The 19,466-nt window shown below is 45.9% G+C and carries 22 protein-coding genes; all 22 read left to right on the forward strand.

The window, feature by feature from the left end:
- Positions 1 to 62 precede the first annotated feature (62 nt).
- The 22 genes from OH463_RS24280 to glmU all read left to right on the forward strand — a co-directional run bounded on the left by OH463_RS24280 (position 63) and on the right by glmU (position 19,446).
- Entirely contained in the window at positions 63 to 734 is a 672-nt protein-coding gene (locus OH463_RS24280) for an amino acid ABC transporter permease (protein WP_005451049.1), read from the forward strand.
- The gene (locus OH463_RS24285) at positions 731 to 1,468 is read left to right on the forward strand and encodes an amino acid ABC transporter ATP-binding protein (RefSeq protein ID WP_005451048.1); all 738 of its coding nucleotides are present in this window, start codon (positions 731 to 733) and stop codon (positions 1,466 to 1,468) included. The genes OH463_RS24280 and OH463_RS24285 overlap by 4 nt, the downstream gene beginning before the upstream one ends.
- 242 nt (positions 1,469 to 1,710) lie before the next feature.
- A complete protein-coding gene (gene rpmH / locus OH463_RS24290; RefSeq protein WP_005378825.1) occupies positions 1,711 to 1,845 on the forward strand; it encodes a 50S ribosomal protein L34 in 135 nt (44 codons plus the stop codon).
- 46 nt (positions 1,846 to 1,891) lie between these two features.
- Positions 1,892 to 2,215, forward strand: coding sequence for a ribonuclease P protein component (rnpA, locus tag OH463_RS24295; RefSeq protein ID WP_009699098.1), 324 nt, complete (start codon positions 1,892 to 1,894; stop codon positions 2,213 to 2,215).
- Complete coding sequence (yidD, locus tag OH463_RS24300) at positions 2,182 to 2,439, forward strand: membrane protein insertion efficiency factor YidD (protein WP_005451046.1); 258 nt, start codon at positions 2,182 to 2,184, stop codon at positions 2,437 to 2,439. Before rnpA ends, yidD begins: the two co-directional genes overlap by 34 nt.
- 2 nt (positions 2,440 to 2,441) lie before the next feature.
- Positions 2,442 to 4,064, forward strand: a complete 1,623-nt coding sequence (yidC, locus tag OH463_RS24305; RefSeq protein WP_005451045.1) for a membrane protein insertase YidC — start codon at positions 2,442 to 2,444, stop codon at positions 4,062 to 4,064.
- A 135-nt stretch (positions 4,065 to 4,199) separates the two neighbouring features.
- Positions 4,200 to 5,561: a tRNA uridine-5-carboxymethylaminomethyl(34) synthesis GTPase MnmE gene (gene mnmE, locus OH463_RS24310; protein ID WP_269992938.1), complete on the forward strand. Its 1,362-nt coding sequence runs from the start codon at positions 4,200 to 4,202 to the stop codon at positions 5,559 to 5,561.
- Between the two features lie 99 nt (positions 5,562 to 5,660).
- On the forward strand, positions 5,661 to 6,101 hold the full coding sequence (mioC, locus tag OH463_RS24315) for an FMN-binding protein MioC (RefSeq protein WP_005451042.1): 441 nt from the start codon (positions 5,661 to 5,663) through the stop codon (positions 6,099 to 6,101).
- 469 nt (positions 6,102 to 6,570) lie between these two features.
- Complete coding sequence (gene mnmG / locus OH463_RS24320; protein ID WP_005451040.1) at positions 6,571 to 8,466, forward strand: tRNA uridine-5-carboxymethylaminomethyl(34) synthesis enzyme MnmG; 1,896 nt, start codon at positions 6,571 to 6,573, stop codon at positions 8,464 to 8,466.
- On the forward strand, positions 8,466 to 9,101 hold the full coding sequence (gene rsmG / locus OH463_RS24325) for a 16S rRNA (guanine(527)-N(7))-methyltransferase RsmG (protein ID WP_005451038.1): 636 nt from the start codon (positions 8,466 to 8,468) through the stop codon (positions 9,099 to 9,101). The genes mnmG and rsmG overlap by 1 nt, the downstream gene beginning before the upstream one ends.
- Positions 9,102 to 9,111: 10 nt before the next feature.
- The gene (locus OH463_RS24330; protein ID WP_005451036.1) at positions 9,112 to 9,885 is read left to right on the forward strand and encodes a ParA family protein; all 774 of its coding nucleotides are present in this window, start codon (positions 9,112 to 9,114) and stop codon (positions 9,883 to 9,885) included.
- A gap of 23 nt (positions 9,886 to 9,908) precedes the next feature.
- Entirely contained in the window at positions 9,909 to 10,790 is an 882-nt protein-coding gene (locus OH463_RS24335; RefSeq protein WP_009699096.1) for a ParB/RepB/Spo0J family partition protein, read from the forward strand.
- A 189-nt stretch (positions 10,791 to 10,979) separates the two neighbouring features.
- The gene (locus tag OH463_RS24340; protein ID WP_005440813.1) at positions 10,980 to 11,369 is read left to right on the forward strand and encodes a F0F1 ATP synthase subunit I; all 390 of its coding nucleotides are present in this window, start codon (positions 10,980 to 10,982) and stop codon (positions 11,367 to 11,369) included.
- 8 nt (positions 11,370 to 11,377) lie between these two features.
- The gene (atpB, locus tag OH463_RS24345) at positions 11,378 to 12,190 is read left to right on the forward strand and encodes a F0F1 ATP synthase subunit A (RefSeq protein ID WP_005451034.1); all 813 of its coding nucleotides are present in this window, start codon (positions 11,378 to 11,380) and stop codon (positions 12,188 to 12,190) included.
- A gap of 55 nt (positions 12,191 to 12,245) precedes the next feature.
- Positions 12,246 to 12,500 carry a F0F1 ATP synthase subunit C gene (atpE, locus tag OH463_RS24350; RefSeq protein ID WP_002540812.1) on the forward strand — a complete coding sequence of 85 codons (255 nt, stop codon included), beginning with the start codon at positions 12,246 to 12,248 and terminating at the stop codon, positions 12,498 to 12,500.
- Between the two features lie 71 nt (positions 12,501 to 12,571).
- Complete coding sequence (gene atpF / locus OH463_RS24355) at positions 12,572 to 13,042, forward strand: F0F1 ATP synthase subunit B (protein ID WP_005451032.1); 471 nt, start codon at positions 12,572 to 12,574, stop codon at positions 13,040 to 13,042.
- 14 nt (positions 13,043 to 13,056) lie between these two features.
- On the forward strand, positions 13,057 to 13,590 hold the full coding sequence (gene atpH / locus OH463_RS24360; protein WP_017191014.1) for a F0F1 ATP synthase subunit delta: 534 nt from the start codon (positions 13,057 to 13,059) through the stop codon (positions 13,588 to 13,590).
- A gap of 13 nt (positions 13,591 to 13,603) precedes the next feature.
- Complete coding sequence (gene atpA / locus OH463_RS24365; RefSeq protein WP_005451027.1) at positions 13,604 to 15,145, forward strand: F0F1 ATP synthase subunit alpha; 1,542 nt, start codon at positions 13,604 to 13,606, stop codon at positions 15,143 to 15,145.
- Between the two features lie 44 nt (positions 15,146 to 15,189).
- The gene (gene atpG / locus OH463_RS24370) at positions 15,190 to 16,056 is read left to right on the forward strand and encodes a F0F1 ATP synthase subunit gamma (RefSeq protein ID WP_005440806.1); all 867 of its coding nucleotides are present in this window, start codon (positions 15,190 to 15,192) and stop codon (positions 16,054 to 16,056) included.
- Between the two features lie 35 nt (positions 16,057 to 16,091).
- Positions 16,092 to 17,495: a F0F1 ATP synthase subunit beta gene (gene atpD, locus OH463_RS24375; RefSeq protein WP_005451025.1), complete on the forward strand. Its 1,404-nt coding sequence runs from the start codon at positions 16,092 to 16,094 to the stop codon at positions 17,493 to 17,495.
- Positions 17,496 to 17,513: 18 nt separating this feature from the next.
- Complete coding sequence (locus tag OH463_RS24380) at positions 17,514 to 17,936, forward strand: F0F1 ATP synthase subunit epsilon (protein WP_005429758.1); 423 nt, start codon at positions 17,514 to 17,516, stop codon at positions 17,934 to 17,936.
- Between the two features lie 148 nt (positions 17,937 to 18,084).
- The gene (gene glmU / locus OH463_RS24385) at positions 18,085 to 19,446 is read left to right on the forward strand and encodes a bifunctional UDP-N-acetylglucosamine diphosphorylase/glucosamine-1-phosphate N-acetyltransferase GlmU (RefSeq protein ID WP_017191013.1); all 1,362 of its coding nucleotides are present in this window, start codon (positions 18,085 to 18,087) and stop codon (positions 19,444 to 19,446) included.
- The last annotated feature ends 20 nt before the right edge of the window (positions 19,447 to 19,466 follow it).

Raw genomic sequence — 19,466 nt, forward strand, 5'->3', positions numbered from 1 at the left:
TTTTAACTCAATGACAAGGTGGAACTTAGTATTCCACCTTTTCTTTTCTCAAGGTAAGTCGTATGGGATTTGATTTTAATTACATGCTGGAGCTGCTACCGATACTGCTCAAGTATCTTGGCACGACCATGGAAATGGCCACATGGGGATTGGTCTTTTCTTTAATTCTATCCGTCATTTTAGCGAACATTCGCGTATTTAAGCTGCCAGTTCTCGACCAATTGAGCCAACTTTATATCAGCTTCTTCCGTGGTACTCCGCTTTTAGTACAACTGTTTCTGCTCTACTACGGCTTACCGCAAATCTTCCCATTTATGGTGGGAATCGATGCCTTTTCTGCTGCGGTAATTGGTTTAACGCTGCACTTTGCCGCTTATATGGCAGAGAGCATTCGTGCAGCCATCATTGGCATTGATCGCAGCCAAATGGAAGCAAGCTTGTCGGTCGGTATGACAACCACACAAGCGATGCGCCGTGTGATTTTACCGCAGGCAACACGTGTCGCACTGCCTTCATTGATGAACTACTTCATCGATATGATTAAGTCGACATCCCTCGCCTTCACACTTGGTGTTGCAGAAATCATGGCCAAAGCGCAGATGGAAGCTTCGTCTAGCTTCCGTTTCTTTGAAGCGTTCCTTGCTGTCGCTCTGATTTACTGGGGCGTGGTGGTTATCCTGACTCGAGTACAGATTTGGGCAGAAGCGAAATTGAATAAGGCGTACGTACGATGATCAAACTAGAAAACATTCACAAACGTTTTGGCGATACTGAAGTTCTAAAAGGCATTGATCTCGACATCAAACAAGGTGAGATCATCGTTATTATCGGCTCAAGCGGTACTGGCAAGTCGACGCTTCTACGTACCGTAAACTTCTTAGAGCAAGCAGACGAAGGCCGCATTACCATCGATGACATTTCGGTCGACACACAAAAACACACCAAAGCAGAAGTGCTTGCTCTACGTCGCCGTACTGGGTTTGTCTTTCAAAACTATGCCCTATTTGCTCATATGAATGCGCGTCAGAACATCGCAGAGGGCTTGATTACTGTTCGAGGATGGAAGAAAGATGACGCGTTAAAACGTGCTCAACAGATTCTGGATGACATTGGTCTTGGGGACAAAGGTGAAAGTTATCCAGCGGCGCTCTCAGGTGGGCAACAACAACGTGTGGGTATCGGTAGAGCGATGGCACTGCAACCCGAATTGCTGCTTTTTGATGAACCAACATCAGCTCTGGATCCTGAGTGGGTCGGAGAAGTTCTCTCATTAATGAAGAAGTTAGCGAATCAACACCAAACCATGCTGGTGGTAACGCACGAGATGCAATTTGCCAAAGAAGTCGCTGACAGAGTGATCTTTATGGCTGAAGGCAACATTGTTGAACAAGGTTCTCCACAAGATATCTTCGATAATCCACAAGATCCTCGTTTGAAAAAATTCCTTAACCAAGTGGGAATAGAGTAAAGATCAAGCATCAAGATCAATCGATCCTTGAGATTTGACTCACACTACGTATAATCGCCCGGTCGGAATTTCGTACTCATGAGTCATTGACACATTATGTGAGTGTGATTACAATTCCGCCTCTTTGTTGAGAGGCGTCGGTTGTTCTTCTTTAATAAAGAGCTTCTTTATATAAAGAAAGCAAAATGCCCACGCCGGGTTTAACAAGAACCTAAAACTACTGATCAGTAAAGGTAATTATCATGAAACGCACTTTTCAACCTACAGTTCTAAAGCGCAAGCGTACTCACGGCTTCCGTGCTCGCATGGCAACTAAGAACGGTCGTAAAGTTATCAACGCACGTCGTGCAAAAGGCCGTGCGCGCCTATCAAAATAATCGCTAGTTTATTTTGAACACGTACGCGTTTAATCGGGAGTTACGCTTGTTAACTCCCGAGCATTATCAAAACGTCTTCCAGCAAGCTCATCGAGCTGGCTCGCCTCATTTCACCATCATTGCTCGCAATAACAAACTTTCTCACCCACGATTAGGTTTAGCTGTTCCGAAAAAGCAAATCAAAACTGCTGTCGGTCGTAACCGTTTTAAACGTTTGGCTCGTGAAAGCTTTCGTAACAATCAACATCAGCTTCCAAATAAAGATTTTGTTGTGATCGCGAAGAAAAGCGCGCAAGATTTAAGCAATGAGGAATTATTTAAGTTGTTTGATAAGCTATGGCATCGCCTGTCTCGCCCTTCACGTGGATAGCCATTGGGCTCGTTAATCTTTATCGCTGGTTTATCAGCCCTCTGATTGGTCCTCGCTGCCGGTTCACACCAACTTGTTCCACTTACGCGCTAGAAGCTTTGAGAGCTCACGGTTTTGTAAAAGGATGTTGGTTATCAGGCAAACGTCTATTAAAATGCCACCCTTTGAATGAAGGGGGGTATGACCCCGTTCCACCAGTCCAAAAACAAGACAGAGATAACTAACGATGGATTCTCAACGTAATATCCTGCTCATTGCTCTGGCACTGGTTTCTTTCTTGCTGTTTCAACAGTGGCAAGTAGCAAAGAACCCAGCACCTCAAGCAGTTGAACAGGCTCAATCAAGCAGTACTCTACCTGCACCATCTTTTGCTGATGAGCTAGACCCAGTTCCAGGTCAACAGCAAGCTTCTGCAAAAACTATCACAGTAACGACTGATGTTTTAACTCTGTCGATCGACACCGTTGGTGGCGATGTGGTACATGCCGACCTTAACAAATACTCTGCTGAACTTGATTCATCAGATCCATTCGTTCTGCTAAAAGACACTAAAGGTCACCAGTTCATCGCGCAAAGCGGTCTAGTGGGTCCTCAAGGTATCGACCTAAGCAGCACTAACCGTCCTCACTACAACGTAAGTGCAGACAGCTTTAAACTGGCTGACGGTCAAGACGAACTACGCGTTCCAATGACGTTCACTGCAAACGGTATCGAATACATTAAAACTTACGTACTGAAACGTGGCAGCTACGCGCTGAACGTGGAATACGATGTAGTGAACAACTCTGGTAACAACGCAACATTTGGTATGTACGCTCACTTGCGTCAAAACCTAATGGACGCTGGTGGTAGCATCACAATGCCAACTTACCGTGGCGGTGCTTACTCAACAGAAGACGTTCGTTACAAAAAATACAGCTTTGAAGACATGCAGGATCGCAACTTGTCTCTCAACCTAGCAGATGGTCAAGGTTGGGCAGCAATGATCCAACACTACTTCGCTGCAGCTTGGATCCCACGTAACGAACCAGGTACTAACCTGTACACTCGCGTGATTGGTAATCTAGGTGATATCGGCGTACGTATGCCAAACAAAACTATCGCGACGGGTGATCAAGCGAAGTTTGAAGCAACGCTTTGGGTTGGTCCTAAACTGCAAAAAGAAATGGCTGCAGTAGCACCAAACCTAGACCTAGTAGTGGACTACGGCTGGCTATGGTTCATCGCTAAACCACTTCACTCACTGCTTGCTTTCATCCAAAGCTTCGTGGGTAACTGGGGTGTAGCAATCATCTGTTTGACCTTCATCGTTCGTGGTGCAATGTACCCACTAACGAAAGCGCAATACACGTCTATGGCGAAAATGCGTATGCTACAGCCTAAGCTACAAGCTATGCGTGAGCGCATCGGTGATGACCGTCAGCGCATGAGCCAAGAGATGATGGAACTGTATAAGAAAGAGAAAGTGAACCCTCTGGGCGGCTGTCTACCTCTTATCCTACAGATGCCTATCTTCATCGCTCTATACTGGGCACTAATGGAATCTGTTGAGCTACGTCACTCACCATTCTTTGGTTGGATTCACGACCTTTCAGCACAGGACCCTTACTACATCCTGCCGCTACTGATGGGTGCGTCAATGTTCCTAATCCAGAAGATGAGCCCAACAACAGTAACGGATCCAATGCAGCAGAAGATCATGACCTTTATGCCGGTTATGTTTACCTTCTTCTTCTTGTTCTTCCCATCAGGTCTAGTTCTATACTGGTTGGTGTCGAACATCGTTACGCTGATCCAGCAGACTTTGATTTACAAAGCGCTGGAGAAAAAAGGCTTACACACTAAGTAAACCTTTATAGAAAAGCATAAGAAAGGCGGCCAAAAGGTCGCCTTTTTGTTTTTGGCTGATTACAATTCAGCTAACTAATTGGTTCTGGCTCCCTAGGTCTGTAAAACCCTATAGCCCAGCTCAAAAGGCAAGATTATGACTACAGATACGATTGTCGCTCAGGCTACCGCACCCGGTCGTGGTGGTGTCGGCATTATTCGTGTTTCAGGCCCTAAGGCCAATAAAGTGGCACTAGAAGTCACAGGTAAAACGCTAAAGCCTCGCTACGCAGAGTATCTGCCATTCCAAGCGGAAGATGGCACCGTGCTAGACCAAGGCATTGCACTGTACTTCCCTAACCCACATTCGTTCACTGGCGAAGACGTTCTAGAACTTCAAGGTCACGGCGGTCCTGTTGTAATGGACATGCTAATTAAACGTATTCTGGGCATTGATGGTGTTCGTGCAGCCCGTCCTGGCGAATTCTCAGAACGTGCATTCTTGAATGATAAGATGGACTTAACGCAAGCTGAAGCGATCGCAGACTTGATCGATGCAAGCTCAGAAGAAGCGGCAAAATCAGCATTGCAATCGCTGCAGGGTCAGTTCTCACAACGTATTCAAACGCTGGTGGAGTCGTTGATTCACCTACGAATTTACGTTGAAGCAGCGATCGATTTCCCTGAAGAAGAAATAGACTTTCTTGCCGATGGAAAAGTATCAGCCGATCTTCAAGCCATCATCGATAACCTAGATGCTGTGCGTAAAGAAGCAAACCAAGGCGCCATCATGCGTGAAGGTATGAAAGTCGTGATTGCAGGTCGTCCTAATGCGGGTAAATCTAGCCTTCTGAATGCTCTGTCAGGCAAAGAGTCTGCAATTGTGACTGATATTGCCGGTACAACACGTGATGTACTGCGTGAACACATTCACATTGATGGCATGCCTCTACACATTATTGATACTGCCGGTCTGCGTGATGCTTCAGATGAGGTTGAGAAAATCGGTATCGAGCGAGCATGGGACGAAATAGCCCAAGCGGACCGTGTGCTCTTCATGGTAGATGGCACCACGACTGACGCCACGGATCCAAAAGACATATGGCCGGATTTCGTTGATCGCCTACCAAACAATATTGGAATGACGGTGATCCGTAACAAAGCGGATCAAACCGGTGAAGAAATGGGGATCTGCCATGTGAATGATCCAACGTTAATTCGTCTTTCGGCAAAAACAGGCACAGGTGTGGATGCTTTACGCACCCATTTAAAAGAATGTATGGGCTTCTCAGGCAATACGGAAGGCGGCTTTATGGCTCGTCGTCGCCATCTCGATGCATTAGAACGTGCAGCTCAGCACCTACAAATAGGTCAAGAACAGCTTGAAGGCTTCATGGCTGGCGAGATTTTGGCAGAAGAACTGCGTATCACTCAGCAACACTTGAACGAGATTACCGGAGAGTTCAGTTCCGATGACCTCCTTGGACGAATCTTCTCCTCATTCTGTATCGGTAAATAGTAAAACGCGCGGTGTCAGGCATAAGCTTAACACCGCGTTTCTTTTTGTACTGACGAACAACTGCAACTTGTCGTTGGTATGACTTATAAAGGAAGACACATGATCCACATTATTACAGGCAGTACTCTCGGTGGTGCGGAATACGTTGGTGATCACCTAAGTGATCTACTCAATGAGAACGGATTGGAAACAACGATCCACAATCAACCAGAGTTGTCGTCGATCGAGAATCGAGGCACTTGGTTAGTTATCACTTCAACTCACGGTGCAGGTGAATATCCAGACAATATCCAACCTTTCATCAACGCACTGCAAAATACGCCACCAAAAATGGCGGATGTGAAGTTCGCCGTCATCGCAATTGGTGATTCAAGCTACGATACATTCTGTGCAGCAGGTCAGCATGCATATGACCTACTAGAAGATATTGGTGCAACACCTTTAGCAGATTGCTTGAAAATAGACGTGCTTAACCATGATGTACCTGAAGACGCAGCAGAAGCTTGGTTAAACGAGAACCTCGCACGTTTTTCTGCTTAATCCCCCTTTCACAGAGCCGAATTACGGCTCTGTTTTTCCTCTTTGTGAATAACTCCTATCAGCCAACACCGTTCAACCGCTCAAAAAACACCCAAAACATCTGTGGATAAGTAAGGTAAGATCCAGTGACTTTCCTTTAGTTATCCAAATAACAACTTAGATCTTTTTTTAGCCCTGTGCATAACCATCGATTTTGATCTCAGGAAATCCTCGATCAGATCAAATCATGATCACAAGATTTGATCCAAAGAAGATCCATGATCTTGTTGATCATTTTCCAGTTATCCACAGAAACTTGCGATCCTAATAATAGATCCAATAAAAGATCATATATATAGATCTTATATATATAGTCTTAAGGTCTAAAATGTGAAAAGCGAGAAAACGATTCTCTCTCATAGATAAAAAAGGTAAAATACCGCTCTTTTTTATCTGTCCATTAAATCCTTTGAATACCTGAGGTCAGTTCATGCTTTATCACGAAAACTTTGACGTCATTGTTGTTGGTGGCGGACACGCAGGAACGGAAGCCGCGCTCGCATCTGCACGCACAGGACAAAAAACCCTTCTCCTTACCCATAACATCGATACATTAGGCCAGATGTCTTGTAATCCGGCGATTGGTGGTATCGGTAAAGGTCACTTAGTAAAAGAAGTGGATGCTATGGGCGGTCTGATGGCTGAAGCCATTGACCATGCAGGTATTCAATTCCGAACGCTAAATGCTTCCAAAGGTCCAGCGGTTCGAGCTACACGAGCTCAAGCAGACCGTGCTCTATACAAAGCATACGTACGCAACGCATTAGAAAATGCGCCAAATCTAACTCTGTTCCAGCAATCGGTCGACGATCTGATTGTGGAGCAAGATCGTGTGGTTGGCGTTGTGACACAAATGGGGCTGAAATTCCACGCGAAAGCTGTGGTATTAACGGTTGGTACTTTCCTTGGTGGTAAGATCCACATTGGTATGGAAAGTTCATCCGGTGGTCGTGCTGGTGATCCACCATCGATAGCATTGGCGGATCGATTGCGTGAACTACCATTCCGAGTTGATCGATTAAAAACAGGTACGCCACCGCGTATTGATGCTCGAAGCGTTGATTTCTCAGTGCTAGAAGCGCAGCATGGTGACAACCCGACACCTGTATTTTCGTTTATGGGGAAACGTGAGCACCATCCACGTCAGATCCCATGTTTTATCACTCACACCAATGAGCAAACTCATGAAGTGATCCGTAATAACCTTGATCGTAGCCCAATGTACGCTGGTGTGATCGAAGGTATCGGTCCACGCTACTGTCCGTCTATCGAAGACAAAGTGATGCGCTTTGCGGATAAAAACAGTCACCAAATCTTTATTGAGCCAGAAGGTTTAACGACGCACGAGTTATACCCTAATGGTATTTCCACCAGTTTGCCGTTTGACGTTCAAGTTCAAATCGTTCGCTCAATGAAAGGGTTTGAAAACGCACACATTGTTCGTCCTGGTTATGCGATTGAATACGATTTCTTCGACCCTCGTGATTTGAAGCAAACGTACGAAACCAAATTCATCAATGGTTTGTTCTTCGCGGGGCAAATCAACGGTACAACAGGTTATGAAGAAGCCGCTGCACAGGGTTTAATGGCTGGTCTTAATGCAAGTTTGCACAGTCAAGGCAAAGAAGGCTGGAGCCCTCGTCGTGACCAAGCTTACATGGGTGTTCTAATTGACGATCTGTCGACCATGGGTACCAAAGAACCGTACCGAATGTTCACGTCTCGAGCGGAATACCGTTTGTTGCTACGTGAAGATAACGCCGATTTGCGTTTGACGGAAAAAGCACGTGAACTTGGTTTGATTGATGATGTTCGTTGGGCACGTTTCAACGAAAAAATCGACAACATGGAAACTGAGCGCCAACGCCTAAAGTCGACCTGGATGAATCCAAATTCAATTGGTATCGATGAATTAAACAAGCTGCTGAAAACGCCAATGGCGCGTGAAGCAAGTGGTGAGGATCTTCTTCGTCGCCCAGAGATCTCATACTCACAATTGACCGAGCTCGAAGCTTTTGCTCCGGCACTGGAAGATCAACAAGCTGCTGAGCAAGTTGAAATTCAGGTTAAGTACGATGGTTACATCAAGCGTCAACAAGAAGAGATCGAAAAATCACTGCGCCATGAGCACACTAAGTTGCCAGCTGATTTGGATTACAAAGACGTGAAAGGTCTTTCCAATGAAGTCGTTGCAAAGCTGACAGAAGCGAAACCAGAAAGCATTGGTATTGCATCTCGCATCTCGGGCATTACCCCTGCGGCGATTTCTATTTTGCTTGTTCACCTGAAGAAGCACGGTTTGCTGAAGAAAGGTGAGGAAGAATAATGAGCGCTTTACGTACCAGATTAGACGAGCTGATCGCACAAACCGACTTAGAAGTGTCTGAAAAGCAACGCGAGCAGTTAGTCGGTTACGTCGAATTGCTCGACAAGTGGAACAAAGCTTACAACTTGACGTCGGTCCGTGATCCGCTTGAGATGTTAGTGAAACATATCCTTGATAGCATCATCGTTAGCACTCACTTACCGGGTGAGCGCTTTATCGATGTTGGAACAGGACCTGGTTTACCTGGCATTCCACTCGCAATCATGAACCCTGAGAAGACGTTCTTCTTGCTCGATAGCCTTGGTAAGCGCATTCGTTTTCTCAAGCAAGTTGTGCACGCACTTGGGTTGAAAAATGTGACACCAATTCAAAGTCGCGTTGAAGAATTCCAGCCAGAAGAAAAATTTGATGGCGTTTTGAGTCGAGCTTTTGCTTCAATGACGGACATGGTGGAATGGTGTCATCATTTGCCTAAACAAGATTCAGGGGTGTTTCTTGCATTGAAAGGACAACACCCTAAAGATGAAATAGATCAGCTTCCTGAATGGTGTAGTGTGACGGAGATCATATCTTTAGCTGTTCCTGAGTTGGAAGGTGATCGTCATCTAGTAATCTTATCGCGCAAGGAAAATTAGCGAGGTAATCGTGGGTAAAATTGTAGCAATCGCCAACCAGAAAGGTGGGGTCGGCAAAACAACAACGTGCATTAACTTAGCAGCTTCGATGGCGGCAACAAAGCGCAAAGTTTTGGTGATCGATCTCGACCCTCAAGGCAATGCTACTATGGCTAGTGGTGTCGACAAGTACATGGTTGACGCGACGGCGTATGATCTTTTGGTTGAAGATACCCCTTTTGATCAAGTGGTTTGCACACAAACCACTGGGAAATACGATCTGATTGCAGCGAACGGTGACGTGACTGCTGCAGAAATCAAATTGATGGAAGTGTTCGCGCGTGAGGTTCGTCTCAAAAACGCCCTTGCGCCAGTTCGCGATAACTATGATTTCATCTTTATTGATTGTCCTCCTTCTCTAAACCTTCTTACAATCAACGCAATGGCCGCAGCCGACTCTGTGCTGGTGCCGATGCAATGTGAATACTTTGCGTTAGAAGGTTTAACTGCTCTTATGGATACAATCAGCAAGTTAGCGGCCGTGGTCAATGAGAACCTCAAAATTGAAGGTTTACTGCGTACCATGTACGACCCACGTAACCGCCTATCTAATGAAGTATCCGATCAACTTAAAAAACACTTTGGTAGTAAAGTTTACCGTACTGTGATCCCACGTAATGTGCGTTTGGCCGAAGCGCCGAGCCACGGTAAACCGGCTATGTACTATGACAAGTACTCAGCTGGCGCCAAAGCGTATCTTGCTTTAGCGGGCGAAATGCTCCGCCGCGAAGAAATCCCAGTTTAACTCTAACCTAAGGAATTCCTCCTATGTCTAAGCGTGGTCTAGGAAAAGGACTGGATGCGTTGTTGTCGACCAGTTCGTTAGCTCGTGAAAAACAGCACATTGCATCGCAAAGCCAAGCGTTGTCGGCTGATGGCGAGTTGACTGATTTGGCTATTGGTCAATTGCAGCCGGGTGTTTACCAACCGCGTAAAGATATGGCTCCAGAAGCGCTAGAAGAACTAGCCGCTTCGATTCAATCGCAAGGCATTATTCAGCCAATCGTGGTTCGCCAAGTGGCAAGCGGTCAGTTTGAAATCATCGCTGGTGAGCGTCGTTGGCGTGCGGCAAAGCAAGCCGGTCTAAAACGTGTACCTTGTTTGGTGAAAAAGGTCGAAGACCGTGCTGCGATAGCGATGGCGTTGATTGAAAACATTCAGCGCGAAGATTTGAACGTGATTGAAGAAGCGCAAGCGCTTGAACGTCTACAAGATGAATTCACGCTGACACATCAGCAAGTGGCCGATGTGATCGGAAAATCAAGAACGACCGTGAGTAACCTATTACGTCTAAATCAGTTGGAAATTGATGTAAAAGGTCTGGTTGCAGATAAAAAATTGGAAATGGGTCATGCTCGAGCTCTGTTAGCGTTAGAAGGCGAACAGCAGGTCGAAGTGGCGCAACAAGTAGCTAAGAAGCAAATGACTGTTCGCCAAACCGAACAGTTAGTAAAAAAGTGCTTAGCCCCACAGAATGAGCAAAAAGCTCAACAAGAAGATATCGAAGCAGAGCAAATGTCGCATAAATTGAGTCAACTGCTTGATGCTAAAGTTTCTTTGGTTCGTTCTGCAAACGGCAAAGCGAAAGTGACGATAAGTCTTGATGAGCCTCACAAATTGGATCAACTGATTGCCAAGCTAGAGGCCTAGATGAGATAATTGATTTAGGTCAATTAATCAAAATAATCGAATTTTGTGTGAAAGTTGTCGGATTGTAAACAAAACTGTAAGTTTTTGATGCAATATAATTGCATTCAATTGTTCTCACCGTATAATTTTCGCCAATTTCCCTGCACAGAGAGTTTAGTGCAAAGTGGATATTACTAGAGGTACGAATACATGGTAGCTGCGTTAGCTAGACCAGGACGAGAGCTCGCAAAGCAATTGTTAATGATCCAGTCTGGCGCGGTTATTTTTGTGGCTGCAGGAATGGCGATAGCCGTGAATCCTGAATGGGGAATTTCAGCGCTGGTTGGTGGGGGCATTTTTGTTGTTGCCAATGCTGTCTTTGCGTTATGTGCTTTTATGTTTAGTGGGGCTCGCGCTGCCAAGCGTATCGCGGCTTCTTTCTATACAGGCGAAGTTCTGAAAATCCTCATCACGGTTGTGTTGTTCTACGTAGCCTACATGTATATGCAGGTGGAACTTGTTCCCCTCAAACTAACCTATTTGCTGGTACTAGGTATTAATATCTGTGCACCAGTGCTATTCATTAACAACAAAAAATAGGATGAGTTATGGCTGCGCCAGGTGAAGCGCTAACATCGTCCGGTTACATTGCCCACCACCTTACTAACCTATCTCTTTACAAGTTAGGTCTAGTAGCGGAGGAGACAAGTTTCTGGAACGTACATATCGATAGCCTGTTTTTTTCTTGGTTTACTGGTTTAATCTTCCTCGGAATTTTTTACAAAGTAGCGAAGAGAACAACAGCGGGTGTACCGGGTAAGCTTCAGTGTGCTGTAGAAATGATCGTTGAATTTGTCGCGGAAAACGTCAAAGACACGTTCCATGGACGCAACCCACTGATCGCGCCTTTAGCACTGACTATCTTTTGTTGGGTATTTTTGATGAACGTGATGGACTTAGTTCCTATCGACTTCTTACCGTACCCAGCAGAGCATTGGCTAGGTATCCCTTATCTTAAGGTTGTACCGTCTGCTGATGTGAATATCACCATGGCTATGGCTCTAGGCGTTTTCGCATTGATGATCTACTACAGCATCAAAGTGAAAGGTCTAGGTGGATTCGCAAAAGAACTTGCACTACATCCATTCAATCACCCACTGATGATTCCGTTTAACCTACTGATTGAAGTGGTATCGCTACTAGCGAAGCCTCTATCACTTGGTATGCGTCTATTCGGTAACATGTTCGCGGGTGAGGTTGTATTCATTCTTTGTGCGGCAATGCTACCATGGTACTTGCAATGGATGGGTTCACTACCGTGGGCAATCTTCCATATCTTGGTTATTACGATTCAAGCCTTCGTATTCATGATGTTGACAATTGTTTACCTGTCAATGGCACACGAAGATTCTGATCATTAATTTTTTAAGCTTTTTATTTGGGCACTAAGCCAACAACTATAAATTGGAGATAGTAATGGAAACTTTACTGAGCTTTTCTGCAATCGCCGTAGGTATTATCGTCGGTCTTGCTTCTCTTGGTACAGCGATTGGTTTCGCACTACTAGGTGGTAAATTCCTAGAAGGTGCAGCACGTCAACCAGAAATGGCTCCTATGCTACAAGTTAAGATGTTCATCATCGCAGGTCTACTTGATGCGGTTCCAATGATCGGTATCGTAATCGCGCTACTATTCACATTCGCAAACCCATTCGTTGGTCAACTAGGTTAATCACCTTTAACTCGGGACGAGCTCAGGCTTGTCACTGATTAACACTAAGTCCAAATAGAGGGGTAGCTGTTGTGAACATAAACGCAACTCTGCTAGGTCAAGCAATCTCGTTCGCACTATTTGTGTGGTTCTGCATGAAGTATGTATGGCCACCATTGATGCAAGCGATCGAAGAGCGTCAGAAGAAAATTGCTGATGGTCTTCAAGCAGCGGAACGTGCTGCAAAAGACTTGGATCTAGCACAAGCCAACGCTTCTGATCAGATGAAAGAAGCGAAGCGCACAGCAACTGAGATCATCGACCAAGCGAACAAGCGTAAGTCTCAAATTATTGATGAAGCTCGCGAGGAAGCTCAGGCAGAACGCCAGAAAATCCTAGCGCAAGCGGAAGCAGAACTTGAAGCTGAACGTAATCGTGCACGCGATGAGCTGCGCAAACAAGTTGCTACTCTGGCTGTAGCTGGTGCTGAGAAAATCCTTGAGCGTACTATCGATAAAGACGCTCAGAAAGATATTCTCGACAACATTACTGCAAAACTTTAAGTCTGGGGGCGCATATGTCTGATTTGACTACAATCGCACGCCCCTATGCTAAAGCAGCCTTCGACTTTGCTGTAGACAAAGATCAGCTAGACCAATGGGGTCAAATGCTATCTTTTGCTGCTGAAGTTGCCAAAAACGAACAAATGAATGAACTTCTAACGGGTTCTGTTTCTGCTGACAAAATGGCAGAAATCTTTGTTGCAGTTTGTGGCGAACAAGTTGATGCGCACGGTCAAAACCTGATTAAGGTAATGGCTGAGAATGGTCGTCTGACGGCCCTTCCTGATGTTTGTGAGCAATTCTTCCTATTGAAGAAAGAGCATGAGAAAGAAATCGATGTTGAAGTAATTTCAGCAAGCGAACTTTCTGATGAACAACTTGCAAACATTGGCAGCAAACTTGAAGTGCGTCTTGAACGCAAAGTGAAGCTGAATTGCAGTGTAGATGAGACCCTACTTGGTGGGGTTATTATTCGAGCCGGAGACCTAGTCATCGATGACTCAGCGCGTGGTCGTTTGAACCGCCTGAGCGATGCATTGCAGTCTTAATGGGGATTGGAGCATGCAACTTAATTCCACGGAAATTAGCGATCTGATCAAACAACGTATCGAATCTTTCGAAGTTGTTAGTGAAGCTCGCAACGAGGGTACTATCGTATCGGTAAGCGATGGTATCATCCGCATCCACGGCCTAGCGGACGTGATGCAAGGTGAAATGATTGAATTACCGGGTGGCCGTTATGCACTAGCACTTAACCTTGAGCGTGACTCGGTTGGTGCGGTAGTAATGGGCCCATATGCTGACCTTAAGGAAGGCATGAAAGTTACAGGTACTGGTCGCATTCTTGAAGTGCCAGTTGGTCCAGAACTTCTAGGTCGCGTAGTGAACACACTAGGTGAGCCTATCGATGGTAAAGGTCCAATCGAAGCTAAATTGACTTCGCCTGTAGAAGTAATCGCACCAGGTGTAATCGACCGTAAATCGGTAGACCAACCTGTGCAAACTGGTTACAAATCAGTTGACTCAATGATCCCAATCGGTCGTGGTCAGCGTGAGCTTGTAATCGGTGACCGTCAGACTGGTAAAACAGCAATGGCGATCGACGCGATTATCAACCAGAAAGACTCTGGTATTTTCTCAATCTACGTAGCAATCGGTCAGAAAGCATCGACTATCGCTAACGTAGTTCGCAAACTAGAAGAGCACGGCGCGCTAGCTAACACTATCGTTGTTGTTGCATCTGCTTCTGAATCTGCAGCGCTACAATATCTAGCGCCATACGCAGGTTGTGCGATGGGTGAATACTTCCGCGATCGCGGTGAAGACGCACTGATTGTTTACGATGATCTATCTAAGCAAGCGGTAGCTTACCGTCAGATCTCTCTACTACTAAAACGTCCACCAGGCCGTGAGGCATTCCCAGGTGATGTATTCTACCTACACTCGCGTCTACTAGAGCGTGCAGCTCGTGTAAACGAAGAGTACGTAGAGCGTTTCACTAACGGTGAAGTGAAAGGTAAGACTGGTTCTCTAACTGCTCTTCCTATCATTGAAACTCAAGCAGGTGACGTTTCAGCATTCGTACCGACTAACGTAATCTCGATTACCGATGGTCAGATCTTCCTACAAACTGAGCTATTCAACGCAGGTGTACGTCCAGCGGTTGACCCAGGTATCTCAGTATCTCGTGTAGGTGGTTCAGCTCAGACGAAAATCATCAAGAAGCTATCAGGCGGTATCCGTACTGCACTAGCTCAGTACCGTGAACTAGCGGCATTCGCGCAGTTCTCGTCTGACCTTGATGAAGCGACGAAGAAACAGCTAGACCACGGTCAAAAAGTTACAGAACTAATGAAGCAAAAGCAGTACGCTCCAATGTCTGTATTTGACCAAGCACTAGTAATCTTCGCGGCAGAGCGCGGCTATTTAGCAGATGTTGAACTAAGCAAACTGCTAGATTTCGAAGCGGCTCTACTATCGTACGCTCGCGGTCAATACGCTGAATTCGCAGCTGAGATCGACAAGACGGGTGCATACAACGATGAAGTTGAAGCTCAGTTGAAGAAACTGACTGACGACTTCGTAGCAACCCAAACTTGGTAATTAGGTCGGTGGCAGTTTCTGCCACCAACTAACGGAGAGTAACGATGGCCGGCGCAAAAGAGATACGTAATAAAATCGGTAGTGTTAAAAGCACTCAGAAAATTACGAAAGCGATGGAAATGGTAGCAGCTTCAAAAATGCGTCGTTCTCAAGACGCAATGGAAGCTTCTCGTCCATACGCTGAAACAATGCGTAAAGTGATCGGTCATGTGGCTAACGCAAACCTAGAGTACCGTCATCCGTACCTAGAAGAGCGTGAAGCTAAACGTGTTGGTTACATCATCGTTTCGACAGACCGTGGTCTGTGTGGTGGTTTGAACATTAACGTGTTCAAGAAAGCCGTTACAGACATGCAATCATGGAAAGAGAAAGGTGCTGAAGTTGAACTGGCTGTAATTGGTTCAAAAGCAACAGCTTTCTTTAAACATGGTGGCGCAAAAGTTGCGGCACAGGTTTCTGGTTTGGGTGATAGCCCAAGTCTAGAAGACCTAATCGGTTCTGTTGGCGTAATGCTTAAGAAATACGATGAAGGTGAACTGGATCGTCTATATGTGGTGTTCAACAAGTTTGTGAACACTATGATTCAGCAACCAACGATCGATCAATTGCTACCTTTGCCTAAATCGGACAGCGAAGAGATGCAGCGTGAGCACTCATGGGACTACATCTATGAGCCTGAGCCAAAACCTCTATTAGACACACTTCTAGTGCGTTACGTAGAGTCTCAGGTATACCAAGGTGTGGTTGAGAACCTTGCTTGTGAGCAAGCGGCTCGAATGATTGCGATGAAGGCTGCAACGGATAACGCAACCAACTTGATTGAAGATTTAGAACTTGTGTACAACAAAGCCCGTCAGGCTGCGATCACACAAGAACTATCGGAAATCGTTGGTGGTGCATCTGCGGTTTAAGCTTAGGTAAAACGAAATAGTTTAGAGGATTAACGATGGCTACAGGTAAGATCGTACAGATCATCGGTGCGGTAGTCGACGTAGAGTTCCCACAGAGCGAAGTACCAAGTGTATATGACGCTCTAAACGTTACAGAATCTAAAGAGCGTCTAGTTCTTGAGGTTCAACAACAGCTAGGCGGTGGCGTAGTTCGTTGTATCGTAATGGGTAGCTCTGATGGTTTACGTCGTGGCGTTGAAGTGGTTAACACTGGCGCTCCAATTTCAGTACCAGTAGGTACTAAAACTCTAGGTCGTATCATGAACGTCCTAGGTGACGCGATTGATGAGCGTGGTGAGATCGGTGCAGAAGAGGTTTACTCTATTCACCGTGAAGCACCAAGCTACGAAGAGCAATCAAACGAAACAGCACTTCTAGAAACTGGTGTTAAAGTAATCGACTTGGTTTGTCCATTCGCTAAGGGTGGTAAAATCGGTCTATTCGGTGGTGCAGGTGTAGGTAAGACCGTTAACATGATGGAGCTTATCAACAACATCGCACTTCAACACTCAGGTCTATCAGTATTTGCTGGTGTTGGTGAACGTACTCGTGAAGGTAACGATTTCTACTTCGAGATGCAGGAAGCGGGCGTTGTAAACGTTGAGAATCCTGAAGAATCTAAAGTAGCGATGGTTTACGGTCAGATGAACGAGCCACCAGGCAACCGTCTACGTGTTGCACTGACTGGTCTAACAATGGCAGAACGTTTCCGTGACGAAGGTCGTGACGTACTTCTGTTCGTTGATAACATCTACCGTTACACGCTTGCAGGTACTGAGGTATCAGCACTTCTAGGTCGTATGCCTTCTGCGGTAGGTTACCAGCCAACTCTTGCAGAAGAGATGGGTGTACTTCAGGAGCGTATCACGTCAACTAAGCAAGGTTCTATCACGTCTGTACAGGCGGTATACGTACCTGCGGATGACTTGACTGACCCGTCTCCAGCAACAACGTTCGCGCACTTGGATGCAACGGTTGTACTTAACCGTAACATCGCAGCTATGGGTCTATACCCAGCGATCGACCCACTAGATTCGACTTCTCGTCAGCTAGACCCACTAGTAGTTGGTCAAGAGCACTACGACACAGCTCGTGGCGTTCAGCAGACACTTCAGCGCTACAAAGAGCTGAAAGATATCATCGCGATTCTAGGTATGGACGAGCTATCTGAAGAAGATAAGCAAGTTGTATCTCGTGCACGTAAGATTGAGCGTTTCCTAACTCAGCCTTACCACGTAGCGGAAGTATTTACAGGTGACCCAGGCGTTTACGTACCTCTTAAAGAGACACTACGTGGCTTCAAAGGTCTACTAGCTGGTGAATACGATGACATTCCAGAGCAAGCGTTCATGTACTGCGGTACGATTGACGATGCTATCGAGAATGCGAAGAAGCTATAAGGCTAACTAGGAGGCGATATGGCACCAATAACCTTTCACCTAGACGTAGTAAGCGCTGAGAAACGTATTTTCTCTGGTCGTGTAGAAACGTTTCAGGTGACCGGTAGCGAAGGTGAACTGGGTATTTTCCACGGTCATACTCCGCTGCTGTCCGCTATTAAGCCTGGTATGGTGCGTATTGTGAAACAGCACGGCCACGAAGAGTTCATTTATGTCTCTGGTGGTATGGTCGAAGTTCAGCCTGGTACTGCTACAGTACTGGCTGATACTGCGATTCGTGGTGAAGATCTAGACGCAGCGAAGGCAGAAGAAGCCAAGCGCCGCGCTGAGGAGCAAATCCAGAATCAGCATGGTGACATGGACTTCGCACAAGCGGCCAGTGAACTGGCTAAAGCCATTGCTCAGCTACGAGTTATCGAGCTGACCAAAAAGCGTCGCTAAGCTCAATTAGCAACGTTGCATGAAAAAGGCGGCCAATTGGTCGCCTTTTTGATTAATTTTAGTTGGAAATTTACATCTCACCATTAACTAATCCTTCCAAGGTGTTTAAAATAACGCCCAATTAAAATAGAACGTCAATAGGTTATTAATGAAATTCAGTGCTGTGATCCTTGCTGCGGGTAAAGGTACCCGTATGTATTCAAACATGCCTAAAGTGCTACACACTTTGGCAGGGAAGCCAATGGCAAAACATGTTATCGATACATGTACAGGTCTTGGTGCACAAAACATCCACCTAGTATATGGTCACGGTGGTGATCAAATGCAGCAAACGCTAGCAGAAGAGCCGGTTAATTGGGTACTGCAAGCGGAGCAACTAGGTACAGGTCACGCGGTTGATCAAGCGTCTCCGAAGTTTGAAGACGATGAAAAAGTACTGGTGCTTTACGGTGATGTTCCACTGATTTCAGCTGAAACGATTGAAAACCTATTAGATGCACAACCAACAGGCGGTATTGCACTACTAACAGTGATGCTAGACAACCCAATGGGTTACGGTCGTATCATTCGCAAAAATGGTCCAGTAGTGGCGATCGTCGAGCAAAAAGACGCAACAGAAGAGCAGAAGCTCATCAAAGAATGTAATACCGGTGTGCTGGTGGCGACAGGTGGTGACCTGAAACGCTGGCTTGCTGGTCTAAATAATGAAAACGCACAAGGCGAATACTACTTAACAGACGTTATCGCGGCAGCACACGATGAAGGTCGCGCGGTTGAGGCTGTGCACCCAGTAAACGCGATTGAAGTAGAAGGCGTTAACGACCGTGCTCAACTGGCTCGTCTTGAGCGTGCATTCCAATCAATGCAAGCACAGAAGCTATTAGAGCAAGGCGTAATGCTGCGTGATCCAGCACGTTTCGACCTACGCGGTGAACTGCAATGCGGTATGGATTGTGAAATCGATGCAAACGTGATCATCGAAGGTAAAGTATCACTGGGTGATAACGTCGTAATCGGTGCTGGTTGCGTACTGAAAGACTGTGAAATCGATGATAACACGGTGGTTCGTCCTTACAGTGTGATTGAAGGTGCAACAGTTGGTGAAGAATGTACAGTTGGTCCATTCACACGCCTACGCCCTGGCGCAGAAATGCGTAACGATTCTCACGTAGGTAACTTCGTAGAAGTGAAAAACGCACGTATCGGCGAAGGCTCTAAAGCGAACCATCTGACTTACCTAGGTGATGCTGAGATCGGTCAACGTACTAACATCGGTGCAGGTACCATCACTTGTAACTACGATGGTGCGAACAAGTTTAAGACCATCATTGGTAACGACGTCTTCGTTGGCTCAGATAGCCAGCTTGTTGCGCCAGTGACGATTGCTGATGGTGCAACGATTGGTGCTGGTACGACATTAACCAAAGACGTTGCAGAAGGTGAGCTTGTGATTACTCGTGCGAAAGAGCGCAAAATTACCGGTTGGCAACGCCCGGTAAAACAAAAGTAAGCCTCAGCTGCTTTCTTTAA

The sequence above is a fragment of the Vibrio sp. NFR genome, from assembly GCF_027587095.1.
Taxonomy (GTDB): Bacteria; Pseudomonadota; Gammaproteobacteria; order Enterobacterales; family Vibrionaceae; genus Vibrio; species Vibrio harveyi.